The organism is Anaerozeibacter quisquiliarum (assembly GCF_051162045.1).
Classification (GTDB): domain Bacteria; phylum Bacillota; class Clostridia; order Christensenellales; family Aristaeellaceae; genus Anaerozeibacter; species Anaerozeibacter quisquiliarum.
Genome location: NZ_JBISDI010000050.1, coordinates 1 through 25,348, shown reverse-complemented (window position 1 = coordinate 25,348; position 25,348 = coordinate 1). Strand labels below are relative to the sequence as shown.

Annotated in this window: 23 protein-coding genes; 3 read left to right on the top strand and 20 right to left on the bottom strand. The window is 62.4% G+C overall.

Features of this window, described 5'->3' with window-relative positions; translation table 11 throughout:
- Positions 1–4: 4 nt before the first annotated feature.
- Together ACH6CV_RS16515 and ACH6CV_RS16510 are read right to left on the bottom strand one after the other, a co-directional pair.
- Positions 5–919 carry a carbohydrate ABC transporter permease gene (locus tag ACH6CV_RS16515; protein ID WP_456359317.1) on the bottom strand — a complete coding sequence of 305 codons (915 nt, stop codon included), beginning with the start codon at positions 917–919 and terminating at the stop codon, positions 5–7.
- Positions 920–1,004: 85 nt separating this feature from the next.
- Positions 1,005–2,222, bottom strand: a complete 1,218-nt coding sequence (locus ACH6CV_RS16510) for an ABC transporter substrate-binding protein (RefSeq protein WP_456359316.1) — start codon at positions 2,220–2,222, stop codon at positions 1,005–1,007.
- Positions 2,223–2,340: 118 nt separating this feature from the next.
- Between ACH6CV_RS16510 and ACH6CV_RS16505 the strand changes: the two genes are divergently transcribed.
- Positions 2,341–3,291 carry an AraC family transcriptional regulator gene (locus tag ACH6CV_RS16505; protein ID WP_456359315.1) on the top strand — a complete coding sequence of 317 codons (951 nt, stop codon included), beginning with the start codon at positions 2,341–2,343 and terminating at the stop codon, positions 3,289–3,291.
- On the opposite strand, the gene ACH6CV_RS16500 is transcribed toward ACH6CV_RS16505, so the two are convergent.
- From ACH6CV_RS16500 to ACH6CV_RS16470, 7 genes are all read right to left on the bottom strand, one after another.
- Positions 3,176–4,618: a TrkH family potassium uptake protein gene (locus ACH6CV_RS16500; protein ID WP_456359314.1), complete on the bottom strand. Its 1,443-nt coding sequence runs from the start codon at positions 4,616–4,618 to the stop codon at positions 3,176–3,178. The genes ACH6CV_RS16505 and ACH6CV_RS16500 overlap by 116 nt on opposite strands.
- A 164-nt stretch (positions 4,619–4,782) precedes the next feature.
- The gene (trkA, locus tag ACH6CV_RS16495) at positions 4,783–6,144 is read right to left on the bottom strand and encodes a Trk system potassium transporter TrkA (RefSeq protein WP_456359313.1); all 1,362 of its coding nucleotides are present in this window, start codon (positions 6,142–6,144) and stop codon (positions 4,783–4,785) included.
- Positions 6,141–6,923, bottom strand: coding sequence for a sugar phosphate isomerase/epimerase family protein (locus tag ACH6CV_RS16490; protein WP_456359312.1), 783 nt, complete (start codon positions 6,921–6,923; stop codon positions 6,141–6,143). Before ACH6CV_RS16490 ends, trkA begins: the two co-directional genes overlap by 4 nt.
- A 2-nt stretch (positions 6,924–6,925) precedes the next feature.
- Positions 6,926–8,179, bottom strand: a complete 1,254-nt coding sequence (locus ACH6CV_RS16485) for an ABC transporter permease subunit (protein ID WP_456359311.1) — start codon at positions 8,177–8,179, stop codon at positions 6,926–6,928.
- On the bottom strand, positions 8,172–10,067 hold the full coding sequence (locus tag ACH6CV_RS16480) for an ABC transporter permease (protein ID WP_456359310.1): 1,896 nt from the start codon (positions 10,065–10,067) through the stop codon (positions 8,172–8,174). Before ACH6CV_RS16480 ends, ACH6CV_RS16485 begins: the two co-directional genes overlap by 8 nt.
- Positions 10,060–11,646 (bottom strand): sugar ABC transporter ATP-binding protein, encoded by a 1,587-nt coding sequence (locus ACH6CV_RS16475; RefSeq protein WP_456359318.1) that lies wholly within the window; start codon positions 11,644–11,646, stop codon positions 10,060–10,062. The genes ACH6CV_RS16480 and ACH6CV_RS16475 overlap by 8 nt, the downstream gene beginning before the upstream one ends.
- A 99-nt stretch (positions 11,647–11,745) precedes the next feature.
- Positions 11,746–12,876, bottom strand: a complete 1,131-nt coding sequence (locus ACH6CV_RS16470; protein WP_456359309.1) for a DUF3798 domain-containing protein — start codon at positions 12,874–12,876, stop codon at positions 11,746–11,748.
- Positions 12,877–13,032: 156 nt separating this feature from the next.
- Here ACH6CV_RS16470 and ACH6CV_RS16465 point away from each other — a divergent pair, with 156 nt between their 5' ends.
- The gene (locus ACH6CV_RS16465) at positions 13,033–13,938 is read left to right on the top strand and encodes a dipeptidase (RefSeq protein ID WP_456359308.1); all 906 of its coding nucleotides are present in this window, start codon (positions 13,033–13,035) and stop codon (positions 13,936–13,938) included.
- Between the two features lie 112 nt (positions 13,939–14,050).
- Here ACH6CV_RS16465 and ACH6CV_RS16460 read toward each other — a convergent pair whose 3' ends face one another.
- The 6 genes from ACH6CV_RS16460 to rpsT all read right to left on the bottom strand — a co-directional run bounded on the left by ACH6CV_RS16460 (position 14,051) and on the right by rpsT (position 20,379).
- Positions 14,051–15,802 (bottom strand): YARHG domain-containing protein, encoded by a 1,752-nt coding sequence (locus ACH6CV_RS16460; protein WP_456359307.1) that lies wholly within the window; start codon positions 15,800–15,802, stop codon positions 14,051–14,053.
- 96 nt (positions 15,803–15,898) lie between these two features.
- Complete coding sequence (locus ACH6CV_RS16455) at positions 15,899–16,834, bottom strand: S66 peptidase family protein (RefSeq protein ID WP_456359306.1); 936 nt, start codon at positions 16,832–16,834, stop codon at positions 15,899–15,901.
- Between the two features lie 40 nt (positions 16,835–16,874).
- Positions 16,875–17,675 (bottom strand): M55 family metallopeptidase, encoded by an 801-nt coding sequence (locus tag ACH6CV_RS16450; protein ID WP_456359305.1) that lies wholly within the window; start codon positions 17,673–17,675, stop codon positions 16,875–16,877.
- 1 nt (position 17,676) lies between these two features.
- Positions 17,677–18,867, bottom strand: coding sequence for a M20 metallopeptidase family protein (locus ACH6CV_RS16445; protein ID WP_456359304.1), 1,191 nt, complete (start codon positions 18,865–18,867; stop codon positions 17,677–17,679).
- A gap of 18 nt (positions 18,868–18,885) precedes the next feature.
- Entirely contained in the window at positions 18,886–19,998 is a 1,113-nt protein-coding gene (gene alr, locus ACH6CV_RS16440) for an alanine racemase (protein ID WP_456359303.1), read from the bottom strand.
- Positions 19,999–20,121: 123 nt separating this feature from the next.
- The gene (gene rpsT, locus ACH6CV_RS16435) at positions 20,122–20,379 is read right to left on the bottom strand and encodes a 30S ribosomal protein S20 (RefSeq protein WP_456359302.1); all 258 of its coding nucleotides are present in this window, start codon (positions 20,377–20,379) and stop codon (positions 20,122–20,124) included.
- A 171-nt stretch (positions 20,380–20,550) separates the two neighbouring features.
- Between rpsT and gpr the strand changes: the two genes are divergently transcribed.
- Complete coding sequence (gene gpr / locus ACH6CV_RS16430; protein ID WP_456359301.1) at positions 20,551–21,462, top strand: GPR endopeptidase; 912 nt, start codon at positions 20,551–20,553, stop codon at positions 21,460–21,462.
- A gap of 575 nt (positions 21,463–22,037) precedes the next feature.
- Here gpr and ACH6CV_RS16425 read toward each other — a convergent pair.
- The 5 genes from ACH6CV_RS16425 to ACH6CV_RS16405 form a co-directional block, all read right to left on the bottom strand.
- A complete protein-coding gene (locus tag ACH6CV_RS16425; protein ID WP_456359300.1) occupies positions 22,038–23,168 on the bottom strand; it encodes a hypothetical protein in 1,131 nt (376 codons plus the stop codon).
- A 44-nt stretch (positions 23,169–23,212) separates the two neighbouring features.
- On the bottom strand, positions 23,213–23,737 hold the full coding sequence (locus ACH6CV_RS16420) for a hypothetical protein (protein WP_456359299.1): 525 nt from the start codon (positions 23,735–23,737) through the stop codon (positions 23,213–23,215).
- 1 nt (position 23,738) lies between these two features.
- Positions 23,739–23,978 (bottom strand): recombinase family protein, encoded by a 240-nt coding sequence (locus ACH6CV_RS16415; protein ID WP_456359298.1) that lies wholly within the window; start codon positions 23,976–23,978, stop codon positions 23,739–23,741.
- Positions 23,979–24,173: 195 nt separating this feature from the next.
- Entirely contained in the window at positions 24,174–24,446 is a 273-nt protein-coding gene (locus ACH6CV_RS16410; protein ID WP_456359297.1) for a hypothetical protein, read from the bottom strand.
- Between the two features lie 284 nt (positions 24,447–24,730).
- Complete coding sequence (locus tag ACH6CV_RS16405) at positions 24,731–25,084, bottom strand: hypothetical protein (RefSeq protein WP_456359296.1); 354 nt, start codon at positions 25,082–25,084, stop codon at positions 24,731–24,733.
- Positions 25,085–25,348: the final 264 nt, after the last annotated feature.

Below are 25,348 nucleotides of genomic sequence, written 5' to 3'. Positions count from 1 at the left end.
CTCCTCAATCGTAGTGAACCAATTTCTTCTCGGCGACAAACTGCAGCGCGGTCAAAACGCCGATGATCGCAAAGCTCCACAGCACGATCGTGGACGCGTAGCCCTTGTTGAACTTGCTGAACGCCTCGCGGTAGAACAGCACCATCAGCGAGACGGTCTTGTTGAACGCGGGGTTGGAGTCCTTGACCAGCATATAGATGACGTCGAACACCTTGATCGCCGACATGACGCGCAGCGTCGTCACGAAGAACAGCGTGGGCGATACCAGCGGCACGGTGATGTTGAAAAAGGTGCGCAGCGGCCCCGCGCCGTCGATCTCGCAGGCCTCGTAGTAGCTCCGGGGGATCGATTGCAGGCCCGCGAGCAGCAGCACCAGGTCGTAGCCCAGCGTGCTCCAGATCGTGATGATCGCGCAGGCGATGATCGCGGTGGCCGGATTGCCCAGCCAACTGGGACCGGTGATGCCCAGCGCCCCGAGCGCCTGGTTGATGATGCCGCTCTCGGTGTTGAACATCCAGCGCCACACCATCGCGATCGCGGCGGGCGCGACCACGAGCGGCAGGAAGTAGATGCCCCGGTAGATGTCGCGGCCGCCGATCTCGTTGTTGAGCAGCGTCGCCATGGCGAGCGACAGCATGACGCCGACCGGCACGGTGAGCAGCATGAAGTACAGCGTGTTCCACGTGGCCTGCATGACCAACTTATCCGCAAACAGCGTCTGGTAGTTCTTGAGGCCGATGAACTTGGGGGCCGTCAATCCCTGTATCTTTTGAAGGCTCATCACGATCGAGCTGAAGAACGGGTAGATGTTCAAAACGATCAGCCCGATGATGGTCGGGGCAATCAGGAAATAGGCCCAGGCCCATTCCGACTTGAACGCGCATCTGCGCTTCGGGCCGACACGCCTTACCATGGCCATCGCCCGGTCACCTCCCTTAAATCCGCCGGGACGCCGGAGGGGCCCCTCCGACGTCCCGGCGCGGCGGGTCCATACCACCCGGCGGTTAGCCCGCCTCGGCCTCGGTGATGGTGGCTTGCAGAGCGTTCGCGGCGTCGGCGACGCTCGACTGGCCGCTGAGGATCGAGGTCATCATCTCGGTCTTGGCGTCATACCACAGCGACTTACGGGGAGAGAAGGGGTACTGCACGCCGTATTCGATCATCTCGGGATAGCACTTGATGTTGATGTCGAACAGGTCGGTGAAGTAATGCTCGGTGCCCTTGTAGGCGGGGATGGCGGCCTTCTTCTCGGCCTGCAGCTTGTTGGCTTCCTCGGTGCCGCAGAAGGCCAGGAAGTCCTTCACGACCTCGGGGTGCTTGGTGCCCGCGGCGCCGGCATAGCCCAGGCCGTTGTAGATCGAGGCGCGCACCTTGCCCTTGGGCAGCACGGCCAGGTCGAACTTGCCGTTGATGAGCTCGTTCTGGGTGTAGGAACTCATCATCCAGCTGCCCACGGTCAGCATCGCCAGCTTGCCGGCGCAGAACTGGTCGTCGGCGTTCATGTCGGCAAAGGATTCGAGGGTCGGGGAGACGCCGTCTTTGAGCAGCAGGTCGGCATAGAACTGCATGGCTTCCTGGGTCGCGGGCTGGTCGAAGCCCGCCACGCCGTTCTCAAAGGCGAAGCCTTCGTTCTGGTAGATGAAGTTCAGGTAGCCCGACTGCCCGGTGTTGGCCACACCGTAGCCGTAGACGCCCTTGTCCTTGTCGGTCAGCTTGATCGCGACCTCGCGGAACTTGGCCCAATCCCAGCTGTCGTCCGGATAGGCCTCGCCGGCGGCGTCGAAGATCTCCTTGTTGTAGGCCAGCGCGATCGTATCGTAATCCTTCGGGATCGCCCAGTGCACGTCGTTCATGAAGTACAGCTTCGTCACGCCCTCGGGATAGGGGCTGTAGTCGTAGTTCATGTCGTTCAGGTCGAGCAGCGTGCCCGCCTCGACGTACTTGACGATCTGGTTGGCGTGCATCCACATCACGTCGGGCATATCGCCGCCCATCGCGCCGGCTTCCAGCTTCATCCAGTACTCGTTCCAGGGCGTCACCTGGGTCTCGATCGTGACGTTCGGATGCTTGGCGGTGTAGGCCTCGGCGATGGCCCTCATGCCGGGCTCCTGGTTGGTGTCCCAGAACGCGAAGGTGAGCGTCACCGGTTCCTCGGCGGCCGCCAAGGGCATCGCGGACAGGATCATCAACAGCGCGATCATCAGGGATGCAAGTTTCTTCATAACATAATTCCTCCTTATTCATATTCGGAAACCTGTACCCAATTATATCTGTCAATTTTCTTGACAAACAGCCTATTTTGTTGCAAGATAGATTCATAATGTTGCGTGGGGTGTGCGTATGGAGATTTACTGGAGCGGAGATTCCGCCGACAAGGACGTGTTTGTGCGCCAGTGCGGCAGCGAGGCATGCGCGCGCGGGCATATGTACGGCCCCGCCGTGCGCGACCATTTCCTGATCCACTATGTCGCGTCAGGCACCGGCGTCTTCTGGGCCGACGACCGTACGCACCACATCTTTGCCAAGCAGGGCTTCATCATTTTCCCCGGCCAGGAAGCCACCTACCGCGCCGACGACGACGATCCCTGGCGGTACGCCTGGGTGGGCTATGACGGGCGCAACGCCTCGACGCTGACCGAGACGATCGGTCTGACGCGCGATAACCCGGTGTTCGACCTGGACGCGGAGATCGACCCGTATGAGCGCATCCGGCGCATGCTGCGCGCCGCTTCCGAGATGCGCCTCGGCGACATGGCGATGCTGGGCGCGCTGTATCAGTTGCTGTCCGAGATCGGGCAGGGACGCGCCAGCCTCAACGAGGAGCTCGAGAAGCGCTACTACAAGAAAGCCGTGTGGTACCTCGAGGGCAACTATCATGGCGACGTGCGCGTCACCGACGTGGCCGCATTCGTGGGGCTGAGCCGGTCGCAGCTGTTCCGCGTGTTCCAGCGCGTGGACGGGCGCTCGCCCAAGGAATATTTGAATATGCTGAGGATCGAGCGCGCCGCAAAGCTGCTGCGCGCGACCGACCTGCCGCTCGAGGAGGTGGCGACCTCCGCGGGCTTCTTCTCCGCGGGACGGCTGAACGCGGTGTTCCGCGCGCAGTACGGCGCGTCGCCGAACCAGTACCGCAAGTCGATCAGGGAAGCCGGAGATGACGCGGCCCGCAAGTCGCTCAATGTCTCCGCCACATCGACGGAATCACCAACAGCAGCATCGGATATATCTCCAGCCGGCCGATCAGCATGCAGGCCGACAGCACCCACTTGCTCAAGATCGAATACCCGGTGAAGCTGCCCAACGGGCCCACGATGTTCAGCCCCGGGCCAATGTTGCTCAGCGCCGACAGCGCGGCGGTCAGGTTCGTTACCATATCAAACCCGTCGAGCGAGATGATTAAGACCGCCAGAAACAGCGCCAGCAGGTACGCAAAGAAGAACACCAGCACCTGCCCGAGCACGCCCTCGCCCACCGCACGGCCCTCGGTCTTGACCACCGCCACACCGTTCGGATGCACCGCGCGGTACAGCTCGTGCTTCACCGACTTGAGCAGCAAGTTGAGCCGCACCATCTTGATGCCGCCCGCCGTCGAACCGGCGCATGAGCCCACCAGCATCAGCAGCACCAGAATCCAGCGGCTGAACTCGGGCCACTTGTCGAAGTTGACCGACGAATAGCCGGTCGTGGTGATGATCGTTGAGACCTGGAAGAAGCTCTGCCTAAGCGCCGTCCAGATATCGCCCGCGCCCGGCAGGATGTTGACCGCGATCAGCGCGGTCGCAACCAGCGTGATGCTCAGGTACAGCCGCAGTTCCTCGTTGCGCAGCACCGACTTCCATTGCTTGCCGAGCAGCAAAAAATACATCGAGAAGTTCACGCCGAACAACAGCATGCCCGCGGCCAGCACCATCTCCACCGCCGGGCTTTGAAAATGCCCCGCGCTCAGCGCGTAGTTCGAGAACCCGCCCGTGCCCGCCGCGCCGAACGTGTGGATCAGCGCGTCGTACAGGTTGAGCCCGCACATCAGCAGCGCGACCAGCTGCAGCAGCGTGAGCGCCAGGTAGAGCTTATACAGGATGCGCGACGAATGCGCGATGCGCGGCACCAGCTTGCCCGGCGCGGGGCCTGTGGACTCGGCCTTCATCAGATGGCCCGTGCGCGCGCCCATGTTGGGCAGCAGCGCCAGCGACAGCACCAGCACGCCCATGCCGCCCACCCAATGCGTGAAGCTGCGCCAGAACAGCAGCCCCTTGGGCAGCGCCTCCACGTCGGTCAGGATGGTCGCGCCGGTCGTGGTGAAGCCCGATACCGTTTCGAAGAAGCAGTCGGTCAGCGAAGGGATCGCGCCGTCAAAGTAGAACGGCAGCCCGCCGAAGAACGACAGCGCCACCCAGATCAGCGCCACCGAGGCGAGCCCCTCTCTGGCGCGCAGGTTGGTGTTTTTTGGCTTGGACAACTTGACGATCAAGAGGCCGAGCGCGGCCACCAACAGCGCGCCCTGCAGCAGCGCGCGAGGGTCTTCCCCGTGCATCAGCGCCACCGCCGCCGAGGGCAGCAGCAACGCGCCTTCCACCATCATGGCCCTGCCAAGCAGGCTGAGCACCAGGCGTATGTTCATAGATTCTATCAGCCCGGGGAAGCGCCGTTTTTCCGGGCGACGGCTGACGGGGTGATTTTCCGTCCGATTGTCCCTTGCGAAACTGTAGGCGCAGCAACGCTACGCCGAGGTTTCGGAAGGGATGAACGGGCGCGAAAGCGTCCGTCAGCCGACGTCAAAACAAGTCAGCGCTTCCCCAAGGCATCCTCCAAGCTCGTGATGTGGCTGGCCTTGGCCATCAGGATCACCGTGTCGCCCGCTTCGATGCGGTCGTCGCCGAACGGTATGATGATCTTGTGCCCGCGCACCAGCACCGCGACCAGCACGCCCTCGGTCATGCGCAGCGACCGGATCGGCACGTTCAGGTAGGGCGCGCCCGCCATCGCGGTGAATTCCAGCGCCTCGACCTGGCCGCCCACGACCCGGTGTACCTTCTCAATCGGCGCGTTCTGCGCGTTCTCCATCGCGCGCACCTGGCGCAGGATCGCGCCTGCCGTGGTGCGCTTGGGGCTGACTACGCTCTCGATCCCCATGCCCTTGAGCAGATCCAAATAGTTCAGCCGGTTCACCTTGACGATGACCTTGCCCACGCCCTGGCGCACGCCGAACAGCCCAGCGATCAGGTTCTCCTCGTCGCGGTCGGTCAGGCACACCAGCGCGTCCATCTCATGGACGTTCTCGGACAGCAGCAACTCGTGTTCGGTGCCGTCGCCGTGGATGATCGTCACGTCCTCGAGCTGCTCGGACAGCCGGTGGCACTTCTCGCTCTTCTGCTCGATGATGCGCAGGTCGATGCCCATGCCCGCGACGATCTTGGCCAGGTAGTAGGAGATGTGCCCGCCGCCGATCAGCATGGCGCTGCGCACGGGCTGGGTGTTGCGCTTTAGCTTCTTGAAGTACTGGGTGATGCTCATCAAATCGCCCGCAACGTGCAGCCTGTCGCCCGGCTCGATCACAAAGTCCCCGCCCGGAATGATCGCAGGCCGGCCCTCGCGCTCGACCACACAGTACAGCACCTTGGGAAACTCGGCCGCCAGCGCGCGCAGCGGCACCCCCACGATCGGATCCTTCTCCTCGGCGCGCAGCCCGACCATCTCCACCCGCCCGTGCGCGAACGACTCCACGTCCACCGCGAACGGATAGCGGAACAGCCGTGAAATCTCGTAGGCCGCGCCGCGCTCGGGGTTGATTACCATATCGATGCCCATCTCGCCCTGCAGCAGCGCAAGGCTCTCGGTGTAGCCGGGGTCGCGGATGCGCGCGATCACGTACTTGGCCCCCAGCTTCTTCGCCATCAGCGAGCACACCATGTTGATCTCGTCTTGCGCGGCGACCGCGATCAGGATGTCGGCCTGATCCACGCCCGCTTCCTGCAGCGTGTGCGCGTTGGCGCCGTTGCCGCTGATACACATCACGTCGAGCGCCTCGTCCGCGCGGTTGAGCGCCTGCCGGTTGTTGTCCACGATCGTCACATCGTGGCCTTCCTGAGTCAGCGTATCGGCCAGCTCAAAGCCCACCTTGCCATCGCCGACAATAACGATGTTCATAGCGTCCTGCGCGCGGCGTCGAGCACCTCGAACGCCGCCTTCGCGTCCTCCTCAAAATTGTCGTAGCCGGCCTCCACGCTCACGCGCCCCAAATAGCCGGCCTGATCCAGCGCCCAAAACAGCGCCTTGTAATCCTCGCCGTCGCCTGCTTTCGGGAAGCTGCGCCCCAACGCGCAGGCGGTGTGCACATGCGCGAGCAGCGAGCCCGCCTGTACGAGGCTGGTAAGCGGCTCGTGCTCCATCGCCATGTGGTAGGTGTCGGCCAGCACCTTGATATGGTTCAGCTGCAGGATCGAGCACAGCAGCGTGGCCTCGGACACCGTGGAGAGCAGGTTGCACTCGTTGCGGCAGAGCGGCTCCACCGCGATCGTGAGATCGTAGTCGGCGGCGTGGCGCTCCAGCATGCGCAGGAAGTTCGAGAACTGCCGCCACGCCAGGTCCACCGGCCAGCCCTCGGGCACCTGGCGCGCGCCCGCGCTCGCGAGGGTCAGCACCTCCGCGCCCAGGCGCTTGGCGCGGCTGAACGAGAAATCCAGGTAGTCGTGCAGCGCGCGCGCGTCCACGCCGCGCCCGGTCACGCTCAGCTCGCGCGGCAGCATGCAGCACATGGCCTCCACCCGGATGCCCGCTTCGCTCACCAGCGCGTACACCCGGCGAAAGCCCGGCTCCGTCATCAGCGCCACTTCCGACAGATTCCCCTCGAGGAAATCGTAGCCCAATCGCTCCGCGTCGAGGATTAAGTCAATGGGCGCGCACACGCCCAGCTTTAACCGGCTCACGCCTACCGCCCCGCGGCCCGGATCGCGTTTTGCGGCTTGCGCTTTTGCGCCGTGCTCCAGGCGTGCATCACCAGCGACAGCGCGATCACGCTGTAGGAGACGAACACGCGGAAGTACTCGCCGATGTTGGCGTCGCCGAACAGGTTCTTGCCGGCGGCGGTCGCTACGATGAACAGCGTGTGGAACAAAATGCAGCCCAAGAGCGCCTGGCCGTTGGTCGCGCGCACGATCGACGCGCCGCCCACGAGGATCGCCGCGCCGGCGTACAGGCCCACCTGCTCGTGCGCGACGTAGGTCTGGAACGAGCCGATGTTCTGCACGAAGATCAGCTGCCCCCAGCCGGCCAGCACGGTCGAGATCATGATCGCGATTACGCGCACCTTGTCCACGCCGATGCCCGAGGCGTTGGCCACGGTCATGTTCTGCCCGACGGCGCGGAACTGCTGGCCCAGCCGCGTGCGCATGATGGCCAGGTTGAACAGGCACAAAAGCCCCACCAAGGCGAATGTCACCATCGGCACCTTGACCTTGGCAAACAGCTCGGCCACCTGCGGCAACTGGTACAGCGCGGCGCAGGCCGCGAGCACGGCGGTGCCGATCGCCACGCGCTTGCCGCTTGTGCGCTTAAGCGCGAAGGAGATCAACAGAACGGCCAACAGGACGCCCAGCACGATGTACAGCGCCGGGCCGAAGTCCGGCTTCCACAGGTTGTCGAGCGTGTACTTCATGCCGCCCGCCTGGCTCAGGTCGATCGTGTTGGCCACGCCCACCGAGCCCTTGATCGTCAGCCCCTTGCGCGTCAGCGGGATCAGATTGCCGAAGATGAACAGGAACAGCAACTGGTACAGGCCGTTTGCGAAGTAGCCGAGGATCATGCCGCCGATCATCTCCTGCCCCTTCATCTTGTTGAGCAGGCTGCCGATCAGGTAGCCGAACAGCGCCGCGATCGGCAGCGTCATCAGCGCCGCCACCACGAAGCTCCAAATGCCGGGGATCTGCCACTCCATCACCCACAGTGCGGCGATTTGCGCCGCCATCGCGCCGATCGTGATGGCGAAGTTGATGCCCATGCCGGCCACGATCGGGATAATCAGCGCCAGCACGATGAACGCGTTGCGGCTGAGCCGCCCGAACAGCTCGTACAGGACACCGGAAACCGACATCCCGGAATAGGCGACCGCCACCACGCACAGCACCGCGAACATCACGGTGACTGCGTTGTCCTTCATGATCTGGGAAAAGCTCTTCTTACCCACGCGACGCACCTCCCGACTTGGTCAGCGCATACAGGATGATGCCATTGGAGATCAGGATGCGCAGAGTCTCGGATATCGTGGACTGGGGCACCAGCGCGTTTGCGACCGGCATGCCCAACGTCAGCACGCCCTGGAATAGGAAGGTGCCGATGATTACATGGCTGATCTTGGCGCGCGCGGTGGTCGCCCCGCCGATCAGGATGGCCGAAGCCGCGATGAAGCCCATCTGACGCGGCGCGTTGTACAGCTGCATGAAGCCGTAGCTCTGCGAGTACACCAGAATGCCCACCGCGCCCAGCATGGTGGACAGCATGGTGCCCACGATACGCATCCTGTCCACGCTGATTCCGGTCGCCTCGGCAAAGCGCGGGTTGTTGCCCACCGCCTGCATCGCCACGCCGATCCTGGAGCGGCCAAGCAGCCACATCAGCGCGCAGGCCGCCGCCATAAACAGCAAAAGCCCGGTCGGCACGCGGAACGAGCCGATGTTGAATGCCCAATGATTGTCCAGCACGTGCTTGAACGACGAGCCAAGCGACAGCGTATTCCTGAGGCCCGTGCCCAGCGGCCAGCGAAGCTCGAGCGACTTGAACGGCAGCGTCAGCCAGGCGATGCTCATCAGCGACACCACCGAGAAACCCACGTAGGTGGTGACCGCCATCTCGTTGCCCTTGAGCCGGTTGAGCAGCAGCCCGTACAGGTAGCCGGTCACCGCGGCAATCGCCATGCCGACGGCGATCGCGAACCAGAAGCCCAGCGCCCCGGTCATCTTGAATTCGATGCACAAAAGCCCGCCCAGCAGCCCGCCCACGATGCCGATCGGCAACCCCAGGTTCAGGCTGATGCCGCACTGGATGCCCGGCAGCATGGCCAGCACCAAGATGGCGTTCATGCCCATGCGCACCACCGAGTTGCTTAGCAGGTCCATCAGCGACAGGTCGTACAGCGCGCTCAGCACGCACAGCAGCGTGAAGAAACTGCCGATGATGATGCGCGGCACGCCCAGCTTATCCCTTAGCGCCCGGTAAAACAGGATCAGCAGCCCCAGCAGGCACAGGCCCACGCCGACCGAGATCATGTCGTCGCCGTAGCGCAGCATGCGCGCGGTCCACAGATTGTCCGTAAGCGCCTCCGCGCCGCCCGCCTGGTTGAAGCGGTCGAACGCCGTGGCGTAGTCGTCGCCCGGCTGGGCGATCAGGGTCTTGATGGTGTCCCGAAGCGAATTCATCGCCTCGTCGTCCAGCACCGGATAGACCGCCTTGAGCGCCTGCGCCAATTCCACAAACTGCCGGTCGGCTTCCGCCATCAGCGCGCCTAGCTGCTCGCTCGCCACGAAGCCCGACAGGTCAACCTTCTGCTCCGCGGGCGAACCCAGCGATATATCGGCTTCGCCGCCCTCGGCGTTCAGCGCGTCCGCGCTGTTCGGCTGCTCCTCGGCAGGCTGATCGACGATTCTTTCGCCCATGCGCGCCACGTACGCCTGCTGTTCGGCCTTCTCCTGCGCATAGTACGCGGACAGCGCGGCCTCGAGCCGGCCCGCCGCCGCGGTGAGCGGCGCGGTATCGACTTGCGACAGGTCTACGTCGATCGAGCTGTGTTTCGCCCGCGCCTCCTCCACCGCCTGATCGACCAGTTTTCGGCGTTCGGCGATCTTCACGCCCTGCTCGGTCGCCTTCGCGTTGGCTTCCTTCTTGGCGATGTTGGCATAGGACTCCACCACGCCGCTGCCGGTCGCGGTCAGCAGCGAGCGCACGCGCATGCCGTTCAGCAGCGCCTGGCCCTGCAAGCTCGCGCGCCGACTCATCCCCAGCGTGCCGGTGACGATCAGCGCCGCGGCAACGACAAACAGCAGGATCGCCGTGAGTTTTTGCGGCCATCGCTTAGCCATGCGCTTCTCCCCCTTCCTGTGTGCCCGGCACGATCCCCGACATGGCCAGGCCGAAATCGGCCGCGGAGCGGTCGGGCGTCAGCACGTCCACCACCTCGCCCTCCGACACGATCGCGATGCGGTCGCAGACCGAGCGCAACTCCATGAGCTCCGAGGACACCATGACGATCGTCATGTTCAGCTCGCGGTTGAGCCTGACCAGCGTGTCCAGCACCAGCTTCTTCGCGCCGATGTCGATGCCGCGCGTGGGCTCGGACACGAACAGGAATTTAGGATTCATGGTCAGCGCGCGCGCGACGCACACCTTCTGCTGATTGCCCCCCGACAACGTGCCCGTGTGCTGCGTCGCGCCGGTGCAGCGGATGTCGAGCAGAGCGATCATCTCGTTCGCCGTCTTGCGGATGGCGCGGCCGTTTTTGTTGGTCAGCGGGCCGAACTTGTACAGGTACTCGCCCTTGATCTGCATGGCGTTGAACGCGATGTTGTCCTCGATCGACTGGTCGAGCAGCAGCCCTACGCCGCGCCGATCCTCCGACACCATGGCCATGCCGCACGTCAGCGCCGCGCGCGCATCGCCGAGCGCGTGGGGCTTGCCGAAGAACGTCACCTGTCCCTGGGCCGGGTACAGCCCCATGATGCCGTTGGGGATGCCCAGCTTGCCCTGACCGGCCAGCCCGCCGATGCCCAGGATCTCGCCCTCGTACACGGTCAGCGACACGTCCTTGACGTCCTCGCCCGGCATATCGACCGACAGGTGCTTGGCCTCGAGCGCTACGACATCGGAATGCCGCTCGGATCTGGCGGCGTGCGCCATGTCCCCTTCCTTGCGCCCGATCATCAGCTCGGCCAGCTCGACGATGTTGGTCTCGCCGACCTTGCGCGTAGCGGCCAGCTTGCCGTCGCGCAGGATCGTAATCGAGTCGGCCGCCGCCATCACCTCGTCCAGCCGGTGGGTGATGAAGATGATCGCGATGCCGCTGGCGGCGATCTGCTTCATAACGCGGATCAGCTGCTCGGCCTCGGACTCGGTCAACACGGCGGTCGGCTCGTCGAAGACCATCAGCTTGATGCCGGTCTTGTCGATCTCGCGCGCGATCTCGACGAACTGCATGTAGCCGACCGGCAACCCTTTGACAAGGGTGTATTCCTCGATACCCATGCCCACGCTGTCGAGCGCGCGGCGCGCGTCCCCGGCCATCGTCGGCATGTCGAGCGTCTCGAGGTCCTTATTCCGAAGCGTCCGGCTGAAAAGGTTTGGCCGGGTGATCTCGCGGTTGAGCTTGATGTTCTCGGCGATCGTAAAGCCGGGCAGCAGCATGAACTCCTGATGCACCATGCCGATGCCCTGCCCCATGGCGTCGTGGGGCGACGCGATGCGCGTCGGCTCGCCGGAAAGCAGCACCTCGCCCGCAAACCCACCAGTATTGTGGATCACGGGCATGCCGAACAGCACGTTCATCAGCGTCGATTTGCCCGCGCCGTTCTCGCCCAGCAGCGCGTGTATCTCGCCGGGCCTCACGGTCAGCGCGACGTCCTCAAGCACGGTGTTCTCGCCGTAGCACTTGGTGATGCCGCGCATTTCCAGCACGTAGTCTCGGCCCAAGTTGCTTCCTCCTTCTTACGGAAACCAGCCCACCCCTTTTGGGGTGGGCCGTTCCGTTTCCCAATTAGACCCTTCTTACTTCAAGTAGTCGTTGAAATCGACCTGCGGCAGCGACGCGACGTAGTAGTTGGGCAGCGTGGTGCCTTCGGCGTTGGTGTACTGCTCGACCTTCGAGCCTTCGAAGGCCTTGTTGAACAAATCCTTCACCACGTCGGGGTTGTTGCGCTCGGTGATGGTGCCCGCGATGTAGCCGCGCGCGTACTCGGCGGCCACGTCGACCAGCGTCATGTTCAGCGGGGCCGGCCAGGTGCTGTAACGGCCCACGGCATCGTGCTCGGCGAGCTTCGCGGCGATCTGCTCGAGCGCGGCCTTGTCGTCGCCGCCGATGGCCAGTTCAAGGCCCAGCGTGCTCGGGAAGCCGTGGTAGGGGCTCGGGCAGCAGGGCAGCGGATAGTAGGCGTTGGGCTGATCGAGCACCGCCTGCTGGAGCGGGGGCTGCATACCGCAGTTGGTGGTGAAGAAGGCGACCTTCTTGCCCTCGTATTGCTTCATCTTCTGCGGGACGTCCTCGAGGATGAACTGCTGCGAGGCGGTAATACCGGCCTCGGCGGTCGGGTCGGGCGCGACCGCGTCCACGAACTCAATGCCCAGCGTCTCGGCGTTGGCCTTGAGCGCGGTATGGCGGGCGACGATGGTCTCCATCGCCATATGGCGCGGGAACGAATAGTGGATGAACACCTCGATGCCCCACTCAGCGGCCTTCTCCATGATGGAGTCGCCCTGCGCGGCCTCGTTGGCGTACAGCACGATGTCGGAAGCGGCCGAGATCACGGCGGGGTCTTCCTGGGGCACGCCCACGGCCAGGAAGATGTCGTCGCGCATCTCGCGCACCTTATCAAAGCCGGCCTTGGTGCCCGGCACGCCCTGGCAGACGATGATGGCCTTGACGGCGGGATCGTCGGCGAAGGCCACGATCTTGGAAATGGTGGTCTCCATCTCCTGCGAGAAGTTGTCGGGATAGGTGTCAACCACGATGTGGTCGGGATCCTTGGCCTGTTGGCGCTCCGCCGCGCGGAACTCCTCCTCGTTCTGGGAGACGGTGCCCGTCACGATGGCGATCTTGTAATCGGGGGCTTCGGCCATCGCGACCGAGGCCACACCCAGCGCCAGCACCAGGATCAGGAGCATCGAGAGCAGCTTCCTCATGGAAATACCTCCATCCATTGAATTTATTCAATATTATAACACCCGCCGCGTCCGATTACAAGTAGCAAATTTCTTCATTTTTGCATCCCCCCCTGCCCCATCCTGCACTTGCGCCGCCCGGGCGCGCGCGCTATAATGGCGCGGGAGGGGATGCATGTGTTTATCGCGGACGCGCATTGCGATTCGCTGTACGCGCTCGGCGTGCTGGGCGCGCGCCCGGAAAAGCTGATGGTGACGCCACAAAGGCTCGAGGCGGGCGGGGTCGCTCTGCAAACGTACGCGCTGTTTTCGGGCGGGAGCGGCGATTCGGGCACGCCCTGGACGCGCGCGCGAAAGATGCTCGACATGATTCCATTGCTCGGCGTGCCGCTCGTGCGCGGCCCCCTGCCGGACGTACCGCCGGAGGGGCCGCACGGGATTTTGTCGATCGAGGGCGGCGAGGTGCTGGAGGGCAGCCTTGCGCGGCTGCATCACTTCCACGCGCTGGGCGTCAAGATGATCGCGCTGACCTGGAACTACGAAAACGAGATCGGCTACCCGGCGGTCGGCGGCTCGGGCAAGGGCCTGAAGCCGTTCGGACGCGAGCTGATCGCCGAGATGGACGCCCTGGGCATGCTGTGCGACGTGTCGCACCTGAACGACGCGGGGATTGACGAAGTGCTCGCGCGCGCGAAGCTGCCCGTGATCGCCAGCCATTCCAACGCGCGCTGGGTGACCGAAACCCCGCGCAACCTGGCCCGGGCGCAGGTCAGGGAGATCGCGCGCAGGCGGGGCTTCATCGGGCTCAACTTCTACGCAAAGTTCCTGGCGCTCGACCGGGATGCGGTCGCAGACGACGTGCTTCGGCACTTGGACGCGCTGTGCGAGGCCGGCGCGGAGCAATGCGTGGGCTTTGGCTCGGACTTCGACGGGATCGAGCGCTGGCCCGAAGGGCTCGGGGGGCCGGAGGACTTTCCGGCCTTGCTGCGCATGATCGAGGCGCGGGGGTATGATAAAGAGACGTTGGCGGGCATCGCGGGGATGAACCTGTGGGGTGTGCTCAAGCAGGCCGAGGCCGGCTGAAATGCAACCGTCAAAAACCCGTGGGGGCGGCCTGTGGTCGCCCCTGTGATCGCATCCGCGCACAAAAAAACAGGGCTGCGGCGCTTTTGTGCGTCCGCAGCCCTCGTTTTCGCTACTCGTCTTCCAGTTCCTTGAGCAGCTCGATGTTGTGCCACTCGGTCTTGCTCAGGTCGCCCGACGAATACCCGCCCGGCTTGTACCACTTCTGGTTGCGGAAGTACTTCTTGTACTTGTCCGTCTTGAACACGTAGCCGTGCCGCGCCAGGATCTCGTTGCGCGCCAGCGCGTACTTGGACTTGCTGCCCAGCTTGTCCCTCAGGTATTTCTTCGTCAGCTTCTTCGAGCTGGCTTCCTTGAGGATGTAGGTGTTGTCCTTGGCCGAGGAGTTGCTGGACGACGAGCCGGTGCCCTCCAGCAGACCGTACTCCTCCTCCAGACCCTTAATCAGTTCCATATTGTACCACTCGATCGTGCTCAGCTTGCTCGACGCAAACCCGCCAGCGCTGTACCAGCTCTTCTTCGAGAAGTAGCGCTTATACTTGCTGTTCTTGAACGCGTAACCGTGCCGCGCGTAGATTTCGTTGCGCGCGTAGCCCCACAGCGACTTGTCGATCGCCAGCACCTGCTTGCGCGTCAGCTTCTTCTTGGACGAATTGGCGAAGATGTAGCTCGAGCTGGTGCCCGGTGTGGAGGCGTCCTTCTCATCGTCGTAGCTCTCGTCGGGCACGTCCGCATCGCCGTCGTCGGTCCCCTCGCCGACGTCGCCGGTCTCGCCGCCGAGCTCCGCGTCGTCGACCGGCAGCTCATCCTCGGGGGCGGCGTTTGAGATCGTGGGCAGCACGTCGCTGTCGTCGGCCAGCGTTATCGCCGGCGAGCCGTCGAGCGGCAGCTTGGTCAGCTTGCCCGCTGTGTACTCGTACACGAACGCGCAGTCGCCGTTCGCCGTGACATTCGCGCGCAGCTCCGGCGCCATCACTTGCCGCTTCTCGCCGCCGGTCAGCGGGTAAAGCGAGATGTCCTGCGAGCTGTACACCACCACGCCCTTTTCGGTTGGGTAGTAGTCCCAGTCGTAGTCGAGGTTCATCGACGACATCTGCGCGGTCTCGATGTTGTAGCGGTACAGCTTGCCCTCCAGCCACATTTCGTTGGCCGAACCCATCAGGTAGTTGTCCTCGAGGTTGTGGAAGAACAGGTAGTTGCCGAGCGCGCGCAGGTCGGTCACGCCCTTCTGCACCAGCCGCTCGGGGTTGGTGCCCATGATCGACATCGACCACAGCGTGCCGCCTTCCTGCGTGACCGGCGCTTCCTGCCCGGTTACGGTGCGCTCGTAGTTCATCATCTCCGCGCCCGAGATATAGTAGATCACATTGCTCACGATCGCGTAGTCGCTGACCGGCTCGTCGCACAGCAGCAGCGATTCGCCCGTGTTGGGATCCACGATGTAGAGCCGTCCGTTGGCCACGCAGTACAGCACGTCCTCGTACCAGCTCAGGCGGTCGGCCGTAACGCCGCTCTCGAAGTCGGACAACACGCTGACCGCGCCCGCCTCATCCACGCGCATGATCTGCTGCACGCCATCCTTCACGCGCATGTAGTACACAAAGCCGTTCGCCGCGACCAATTCGCCGAGGTCGGCGGCCACGTCCAACTGCTTGAGCTCGCCGCCCTGCGTGGGCACGCTGTACAGCCCGTATTCGCTGCCGGTGTACAGCGCCGCGTACACGATGCCGCCCAATTGCGTCGCAAACGCGCCGTGCGTCGATCGGTCGCCTCCCGCTTCCTGAGCCTCAGCCAGCGCCGGCAGCATGCCCGCCAGCAGCGCGCAGACCAGCAACAACGCCCCTACCCGCCTTGCGTAGTTCATGCCTTTACCCTCCTAAACAGTGTGACCACATTTCCCCTCATATGCCGGTATTTGTCTCTTTAGACGGCCTCGCCGCCGCATTGGTTGCGGCGGGTCTTACGCGCAGGGCGCTTCCAGCAGCGTCAGCGCGCCGCGCGCCGCGTCCAGGCGGTACCTGGCCCCGAGCGCCACCGTGAGTTTGTCGGGCACATGTCCGATCATCAGATTCGACAACGTAGGCTTGCCCGAGGGCAGCACCACGTCGCGCACGATCTCCTCAAAGCTCAGCGCCCGATCCTCGTACTCGCTGTCGCAGCGCGTAAACTGGCCCAGCACCACGCCCGCGCAGGCGTCGAACGCGCCCGCGAGCCTGAGCTGCGTCAGCATCCGGTCCACACGGTACAGCCGCTCGTCCACGTCCTCGAGCAGCAGGATCGCGCCTTGAAGGTCGGGCATGTATCGCGTGCCCGTCAGCGCGCAGATCAGCGTCAGGTTGCCGCCGACGAGCCGGCCCTCGGCCTCGCCCGACCGCAAGCAGCGCGGCTCGATCCCCTCGGGGTTGCGAAGCGGCACACCCACCTGCGTCCCCGACAGGCAGTCAAACATCGACGGAGCGCTGAACGCCTCGAACCCCGCCTCGACCCAGTCGCCGGTCGGCATCGGCGCGTGAAAGGTAATAAGGCCGCTCATCCGCTGGTAGGCCAAGTGCAGCGCCGTGATGTCTGAATAGCCGATCAGCGGCTTCGGGTGCCTTGCCGCCGCCTCGTAGTCAAGCAGGTCGAGTATGCGCGGCGCGCCGTACCCGCCGCGGATGCACACCACCGCGTCGATCGCGTCGTCCGAAAACATGCGGTTCAGATCCCGCGCGCGCAGCGCGTCGTCACCCGACAGGTAGCCGTAGCGCGCGGTGCAGCTTAAACCCAGCACCACGCGGTAGCCCATGGCTTCGGCCTTGGCCGCCGCGCATGTGAGCGCCTCGGGATCGCCGAGCGCGCCCGACGCCCCCACAAAGCCCAGCGTACCGCCCGGCGCGAGGGCGCGAGCCTTAATCATCCATTCCACATCCCGCCGTATTATAGCATAATCGCCCGATTTATGACAATACAAATGAGAAAAATGTCAGAACGTGGAAGTAATCGTCGGCGCGGTAGCGCACGGCATGCGCTCCGAGCTGCGCAGCGCCCGGATAGAAACCCGCGCGCTTGGCCGCAAAGTGATCGCGGTAGCGAACCTCCACCTCGAACGACTCGGGCAGCGGGAACAGGTAATCCTCGCGCGGGCCCTTCAATGCCTCGGCGACCGCGCCGCGGATGCGTTCCACGGCCACGTCCGGATGGATCGAGATCGAGCCGTTGCCCTCGCCCCGCGAGACCGGCACGGTCGCGATGTTCGGGTTGACCGTTCGCACCCAGGCGCACAGCCCGGCGTCGCCGCTCACGAAGTACGTAGGCACGCCTTCGTAGGCGCAGGTCAGGCAGTTGATCAGCAGCTCCGAACCCGGCATGCCGTTGATCGTGAGCTCAGAGACGCCGAGGTTCATCGTGTGCGCCAGCGGGTTATGGTCGGAGCCGGCCCAGGCGTGGTAGCCGGTGAACAGCGCGCCGTCGAAGCTCTTGTCGAGCCCCGCCATCATCGAATAGGGGTGGCGGCCCCAGCCGCGGAAGATACGCGCGCAGCGCGGCAACGCTTGCGGGTTCAGGTTGCGCGCCGTGTCGTGCGCGTCCTTGACCAGCAGCTCGGTCGCGCCGGCATCGGCCGCGCCCTCGCAGGCCGCGGCCACCTCGCGCGTCATCTGCTCGGCAAAGTGCGGGTAGCCGTTCTTGCCCTGCTCGGTCTCGTCCCAATGCGCAATGCCGCAGGTGCCCTCGATGTCGGCCGACAGAAAGATCTTCATATCAATCATCGCTCCTTTTTGTTCCGATCAATTCCATCGCCAGCGCAACCTCCATCGTCGCGCCCACCGTCAAACACCGCTCGTCCAATGTAAACGCGCGGCTGTGCAGCGGCGGCGCCGGCATATGCGCCGGATCGGCGCAGCCGACGTGGAAGAACGCGCCCGGCGTGCGCTCGATGAAGTAGGCGAAATCCTCGCCGCCCATGCTGGGGGCCGCGGCCTCGAGCGCGCCTTTAGCGCCGTATAGCCGCTCGGCCAGTTTAAGCACCCGCCCGGCCTCGTTCGGCTGGTTGACCAGCGCGCAGTAGCCCGGCTCGACCGCGACGTCCGCCGTGCAGCCCATCGCCTGGCAAACACCCTGAACCGCCTCGCGGATGCGCTGCTTCAACGCGAGGCGCAGCGCCCCGTCGGCCGTGCGCAGCGTACCGCGCAGCGTGACCAGGTCGCACATGACGTTGGGCGCGGCGCCGCCCTCGATCATGCCGATGTGTAGCACCGCGCTGCTGAGCGGCGACACATTGCGCGAGATCAGCGTCTGGAGTGCGGAAATCAGCTGCGCCGCGCACACGATCGCGTCCGCGCCGCCCTCGGGGTACGCGCCGTGCCCGGATTTGCCATGTATGCGGATCGTCAGGCCGTCGGTCGCGGCGTTGAGCGTGCCTGCGCGCGTCTCCACAACGCCCACCGGCAGCCGGGGCATCACATGCAGTCCGAACGCCCAGTCGACGGGCGGCTCCGTCATGCAGCCGGCCTCGACCATGGGCTTCGCGCCGCCGTCGGTCTCCTCCGCCGGCTGGAAGAGCAGCTTGACATTGCCGCACAGCGCGTCGCGGTGCTCGCCGAGCACCTTGGCCGCGCCCAGCAGGATCGCCGTGTGCGCGTCGTGGCCGCAGGCGTGCATCCTGCCCGGATGGCGCGAACTGAACGGCCCGCTGGGCTCCTCGAGCGGCAGCGCGTCCATGTCGGCGCGCAGCAAAAGCGTCGGACCCGGCCGCGCGCCCTCGATCAGCCCCAGCAGCCCGCCCTGGCAGTCGGCATGGGGGATGCGCAATTCATGAAGCCTGTCCCGCACATAGGCGCGGGTTTGCGTCAGTTCAAACCCCAGCTCGGGCACCTGGTGCAGCGCGCGCCGGCAGTCGATCATCCAGCCCTCGACCGCCCGCACCGCCGCCATAACTTGGGCGTCATCCATGGTTATGCCGCATCCCTTTCAATAATATACCCGCGGCACGCGCGGGCCGATTCGAGCCAACGCCTCGTTGCGGTTGAAATTGCCCCGGCGCGCGTACTCCTCGATCGTTATCCCGCCGCCGAGCAGCGTGGCGACGTCGCCCGCGCGCACGCCCTCGATGGCCGTCACATCCACCATCATCTGATCCATGCACACCCGGCCCAGCACCCGCGCGCGCCGGCCGCGAACCTCAACCTCGCCGGTCTCGACGAAGCGGGGGCAGCCGTCGGCAAACCCGACCGACAGCGTGGCCACCAGCGCGTCGCGCCCAAGCGGGTGGTCGTCGTCGTAGCCGATCAGCTCGCCGGCGCGCACGCTGCGCACCTGCGCCACGCGCGCCATGAACCGCGCCACCGGCTTGTCACGCTCGGGGTGTTCGTATCCGACCGGGCACACGCCGTACAGCCACGCGCCCACGCGCACCGCGCCATACTGGCGATCGGGATAGCGTACGAGTCCGATGCTGTCGAGCACATGCTTAAACAGGTGCAGCCCCGCGCCTTCCAGTTGCCCGGCCACCCGGTCGAACGCCTCGAATTGGCGCTCGTCGAGCGAGGCGCTGTGCAACGCCAAGTGAGTAAACAGCCCTTCGGGGACGATGCCCTTAAGCTTCGCCGCCTCAATTATATCCCGCGCGGCGGTTTCGGGTTCATAACCCAGCCGGTGCAGCCCGGTGTCCAGCTTGAAGTGTACGCGCGCCGGTCTCTTCAGGGCCTGCGCGCACGCGCCGATCAGCCGCGCCTGCTCGGGCGAATAGGCGGTCAGCGCCGCGCCCGCGTCGATTGCCGCCGGCAACTCCGCCTCGCCCGCCGGCCCCATGACCAGCACGCCTATATCCGTCGCCCGCAGAACCTCCAGCGCCTCGCCCACCGTCGCCACCGCCAGCAGCCGCGCGCCGAGCCCCGCAAGCACATGCGCCACCGGCAGCGCGCCGCAGCCGTATGCATTGCCCTTGAGCACGGGAATCAGCTGGCAACCCGGCCCGAGCATCGCCCGCGCGCTCAAGTAATTGGCAGTAATCGCCTTAAGGTCCACCTCGACCCAGCACCGCGCGCGCGCCACGTCCTCCGGCACCCGCATTCCCCCATTCACACCATCCGCCTAAGTATAGCAAAAACCCGCCGCACGCGCAAGCGCGGCGGCGGGCCATCGGTCGCATGGGGGTGCAAAAAAACCGCCTCGCGCGCGAGGTGGTTTCTTCGTTATGTCAATTACTTACTGGGCCGCGTTCAGGCGCTTGGCCAAGCGCGCCTTTTTACGATTTGCTGCGTTCTTATGGATAACGCCCTTGCTGGCGGCCTTGTCAATCGCGCTCGCGGTGGCGCTGAGCAGCTGTGCGTCAGCATTCCCCCCGGCGACAGCGGCGTCGTACTTCTTAACGGCCGACCGCGTGGCGGATTTGATCATACGGTTGCGCAGGTTCTTTTTTTCGTTTACCTTTACGCGCTTGATGGCGGATTTGATGTTCGGCAAGACAATTCACCTCCTCAGCCCGTCAATTACAACAACCGTAATTTTACCACGGCGCGCGTACCATTGCAATACCTTCTGCGTGATCTCAACGTAAAAATCACATCCGCGCGCATGGAAGAGGGCGGCGCGCGGGACACTATCCCGTAACCGCAATAAGGGGGAGATGTGTACATGCGTCAGATTCGGACCGATCTCGCGATGGAGCAGACCGGTGCGCGTGACCTGCCCGGCGTCACCATATCGTCGTGGGAAGCGGGCGACATCGTGATTACGGAGGTGCGCATCGACACGGGCGAGGGCGCGAAGCTGCTGAACAAGGCGCCCGGCGTATACGTGACGCTCGAGTGCGCGCCGCTGCGCAAACAGGGCCCGGAACTGCGCATAGCCATGGCGAGCCTGCTGGGCGAGGAACTGCTCAGGCTGATGCCGCCCGAGGACGACCGGCCGGTGCTGGTGATCGGCCTGGGCAACCGCTCGGTCACGCCCGATTCGCTCGGCCCCAAGACCGTAGAGCGGACGTTGGTCACGCGCCACATCTTCCGCGAACTGCCGGATTCGGTCGACGATCGGATGAGTCCGGTGTGCGCGGTGGCGCCGGGCGTACTGGGCGTAACCGGCATCGAGACGCTCGAAGTGGCGCGCGGCATCGTGCGCGAGGTGAACCCGCGCGTGGTGATCGTGATCGACGCGCTGACCGCGCGGGCGTCGAGCCGCGTGGGCTCCACGGTGCAGCTGACCGACACCGGCATCCAACCGGGCTCGGGGGTGGGCAACCACCGCAGCGCGCTGACCGACGAAACGCTGGGCGTTAAGGTGCTGGCGCTGGGCGTACCCACGGTGATCTACGCCGCCACGATCGCGCGCGACGCGCTGTCGATGCTTTCCGAGGACGACGGCACGCGCGAGGAGGAACTCGACCACCTGTGCGAGAAGCTGTTCGAGGGCGCGCTGGGCGAGATGATCGTCACCCCGCGCGAGATCGACGACCTGGTCGGCGACGTGGCGCAGATACTGGCCTCGGGCATCAACCAGGCGCTGCACCCGGGCCTGTCGGAGAAAGAGATATTGACGATGATGTCGTGAGATGTTACAGCTCGGCAGAGGCTGTAGCGTCAAGTACTGAAACGGCGCCATCATCCGCAGGTCTGAGGGATTAAGGATACTCTGGCAAGATCAAGCCGCCGAGAAGATCGGCGTTTCGCTAAATTTCTGTGCACGAATTAAGGCCGGCGCTTCGGGCATGTCCCTAAAACGCCGATGTCCGTCTGCACCGCGCTTCTGATTGCCCCGAATAATCTATTGCTTTACAGCGAAGAAGCGCATTCAGAAGAGAATGCCGATATACCATGGGCCATCCAGCCGATGAACCGCCGCACGGAAAAGCAGCGACGCTGCCGTGGATATGCTCAAGGCATTTTACCGTTCGCTGTAGCCCCCATTTCAATTCAGATTAAAATATAAGCTGCTTGCCCTATCTCGCCCAAATTCCCTCTAAGTGCCGCCATTACTACGTTCTGTGGGGGTGTAGTTCCCCCCACATTCCCCTAACTCGGTATGGCTCTGCCTAAGTTTAGTATAACAAAAGTAGTACGATTTCATCGGACATGGAATGCCCCGGCCAATCAGCGTCAGGGCATTCCATGTTCGGTACGCCTGGATTAGTCGGGTTGCTCGGATGCCTTTATGTCCGCAATGTACATTTTGAGCACATCTGTGAAAAGGGCGAAGTTCTTTTCGTTTGCCAGTAGGCTCGCAGGGAAGCTGGGGCGCTTGTCCAACTTGTCATCAGGGATTTGTACGCCGGGTATCTCTTCGAGCGCAGACCTCAACTTCAACCTGTACGCTAACTCATTGAACGGCGGCTTCATGTGCTGGAAAGACATCTCGACGAAAGATCCGCTGTCGTAGTTATATACCGTGCAAAACAGATGTCGCTGTTTCCCTTGATACTCAGGCACAAAGCTCCCGTGATTTTTTCCTTTGCCCCATCCAATAGAGCAACCGAGCGATTCAAAGACTTCCAAGAGGTTGCCGCACACTTGAGCGACCTCGTCGCCGTTCCTAGCCGCATCCTCAAAAAATCTCTCTCTGTCCCAAGCCCGCGATCCTGTACGCTTTGTTTGCGCCGCACTCACAGTCTTGCCGATGAGGTCTGGCACCAATGTCGTTGTGAGGCCGTCCGATGAAAGGAATTGCTTGATCTCAAGCCCCAACACCTCGGTATCAATCATCTGGCCATTGAGGTACTCAATGATTCTTCGCAACGAAGGGGGGATTATATCTGCGGCGAATATTAAACGAACCCTTCCGGCACGGAGGTTTACGCTGACTGATTGCCAAAAGGCATCTTCGCTTTCGGAACCCACCCCAATATCGGCGAGTGCGGTGGCGCTTCCATCAGCCGAATTCTTCTCGTAGCTTTCCCGGATTAACTCTACCGGCCAATATTGAATCCCATTGGCCGCATAGTCGAGCATCTGCGCTACCACCTCGCGCCGGATTCTTGTATCTGTGCTACGTTTGACCTCAATGAAGGTCGGTATCGCATCTTGGTCGATAAACAGATGGTCAAGAAACCACTGCGCTCCACCCTCGTGTTCAGACGGAACCCCCATTTCACGCGAGACAAAAATCCACCTACGGGGGTTGTCCGGGTCAATCTGATCCCCCGCCAGAATTGAGGGGTGCCTTTCGATCAGGCCTTGGAAGAAATCCTCGTCTGAATACTGTGTTTGTGTCAACTCAGTCAGTTCGTCAACGCCATTAAGTACGAAAATCTTCCCGCCCATCTCTACTTCCTCCACATCTCCAGTATATTTACCACGCACCGACCTCAGGTAGCGTTGAAGTGTAGAGATATCTTATCCGTCTCGAAAATCTTATCGTACGAGTTGCTATCCGATACTCGAAGCACAAACTCCATATCCTCAATCGCTTCATATGAGGACAGTTCCGCTTCATGTATTCTAATCTCGAACGTATTCTTTTTCTTCTTCTTCGATTCAACGCTAAATATACCGCCGGTAAGTACATTCCAACCATTCACAGACGCAGAGTTCATCATAACATTCACGGTATTTTCGCTATCATTCACAACTACGGCTTCTAATCCGAGAACGCCCCCATCCCCCCATGTTTTATGTTCACCTGTAAGGTAAACCGTGATGCCATCCCGCTCAAGCAGCACCGTCTTTTCAGCAGCAACCATTTCGCGCTTGGTCAACTCGTTCCGCGCTCCGTTGATCAGAGCATGAAGCTCGTCATCTTTCATAGATGCAAAGTCGGCACCCTCGGCGAGGGCAAATCCAGCAGAAAACAGCAACGCGAGAACGAGCACAGATGACAAAAACTTCTTCATTTCAGTTCCCTCCCATTTTTGATAGCTCCGTGACAATTAGCACATCCCCGCTCTCCAAAATCTCGTCTTTTAGCATGGAATAGCGCGGCCTGTCGAAGTTCTTGCCTGTCTGCTGGTCGGTGTAGACCTTGCCTTTGTACAGGGGGATGCCGCTATCAGCACAGAACCGATTGATCTCGGCTATCCCCCTGTCGAGGCGCTGATCCTTCGTGCTTGTCCGGTGATACCCCAGATACTTCATCGGAATCCCTCTTTCTCAAGCAATATCGAACATAAGTTCGATTACGTGTCTATTGTAGCACGAAGGACTCAAAATGTAAACACAAATTTGTGGAGGTTCCACAAATACTCTTTTGGTCATTTTGATACCTCGTCGAGCCGTCTCCCGGCTGGACTCAAAAGGTATACTTTCCGACACCATACCAGCGAGTCGCCATTACACGCCTAAAAGCGTACAATTCACGTCCTCCCGCTGCTGTTCTCCGGTGTTCAGATAATCTATGAACTTGTCGAAGTTGATAAGGTACTTATTGCCCGACTTGATATAAACAATTCGGTCCTCTTTGCATAGTCTCCAAAGCGTCTTGTAGGAGAATCCTGTTTCGTTGGCTACCGCCTGAATCGATGCCATGCGAGGTATTTTCAGTTCTGTGCCGCTGCTGGTGGTTCCGCTGTGCCCAATTTTTACGACAACATTCTCGTGCGCCATATAGATTGCTCCCCTTCATAATTAGGGATCAATACATATTCAAGTGAACTAATGTATCGATAGCCCAGTATATTTCGCGCTCATCGCAAACTCGGGCTGAAATTATCGCCCCACTTTATCTTTTTATTTTTTGCGCGCCCTACACGGCCTCTCCTTGGCCTGTACAGCGTCTTTGCTCTCCAAGGTGGTTCCTGCCACCCAATGCAGAAAGGTTGTCCGGAGGCATTCTCCGCATCCTGGCGCATACTCAGCTATTGCCGATAGTTTTTGCATCGCACATGACATCATTCCTCCTCGTCGTAATCAAAATCTCCATCTTCGAGCACCGTTTCCCAATCATCTTCCTCGTTCTGATTGTCGCACCGGCCTGGCCTTAGGACGATAACGACAGGGCTTGCATCATCTGCGCCGTCCGATAGAAAAGCTGTGTGTGCGCCATATGCTTTTTCAATTATGAAGCGACATGCAGCGAACCTATCTTTGTTGCGCCGATCTTGCGCAATTGCAATTATCGATTCGAGCGCGGGTACCGTGGCGGTCTTTAGTAGTGCTTTGAATTCCTCACGCGCTTCTTTTTGCTGCGCAGTCTGTTTGGGCCTCCCCCGAAAATTTCCGCTCGTCCCCTTGGGAAAACCCATGTACAATCACCTCCTGGATGTATGAACCGTGACATACTGAGTGTCTGGTGTCCATTGTGCGACGAACTGACTTTTAACCTCTGGATCGGACAGCTCTGTGAGCGTGTGTTCAATTTCGCCTATGTATTGGGGGAGCGTCTTAAATTAGATGCAGATATGCTTCCGTCCGGCTTGTGGGGATACGACATAGTTGTACATTGCGCTGAATGCCCGATGGCATTTATAACCTCTCCCTTCCATTGTTATTGCTCTGATACTGTTTCC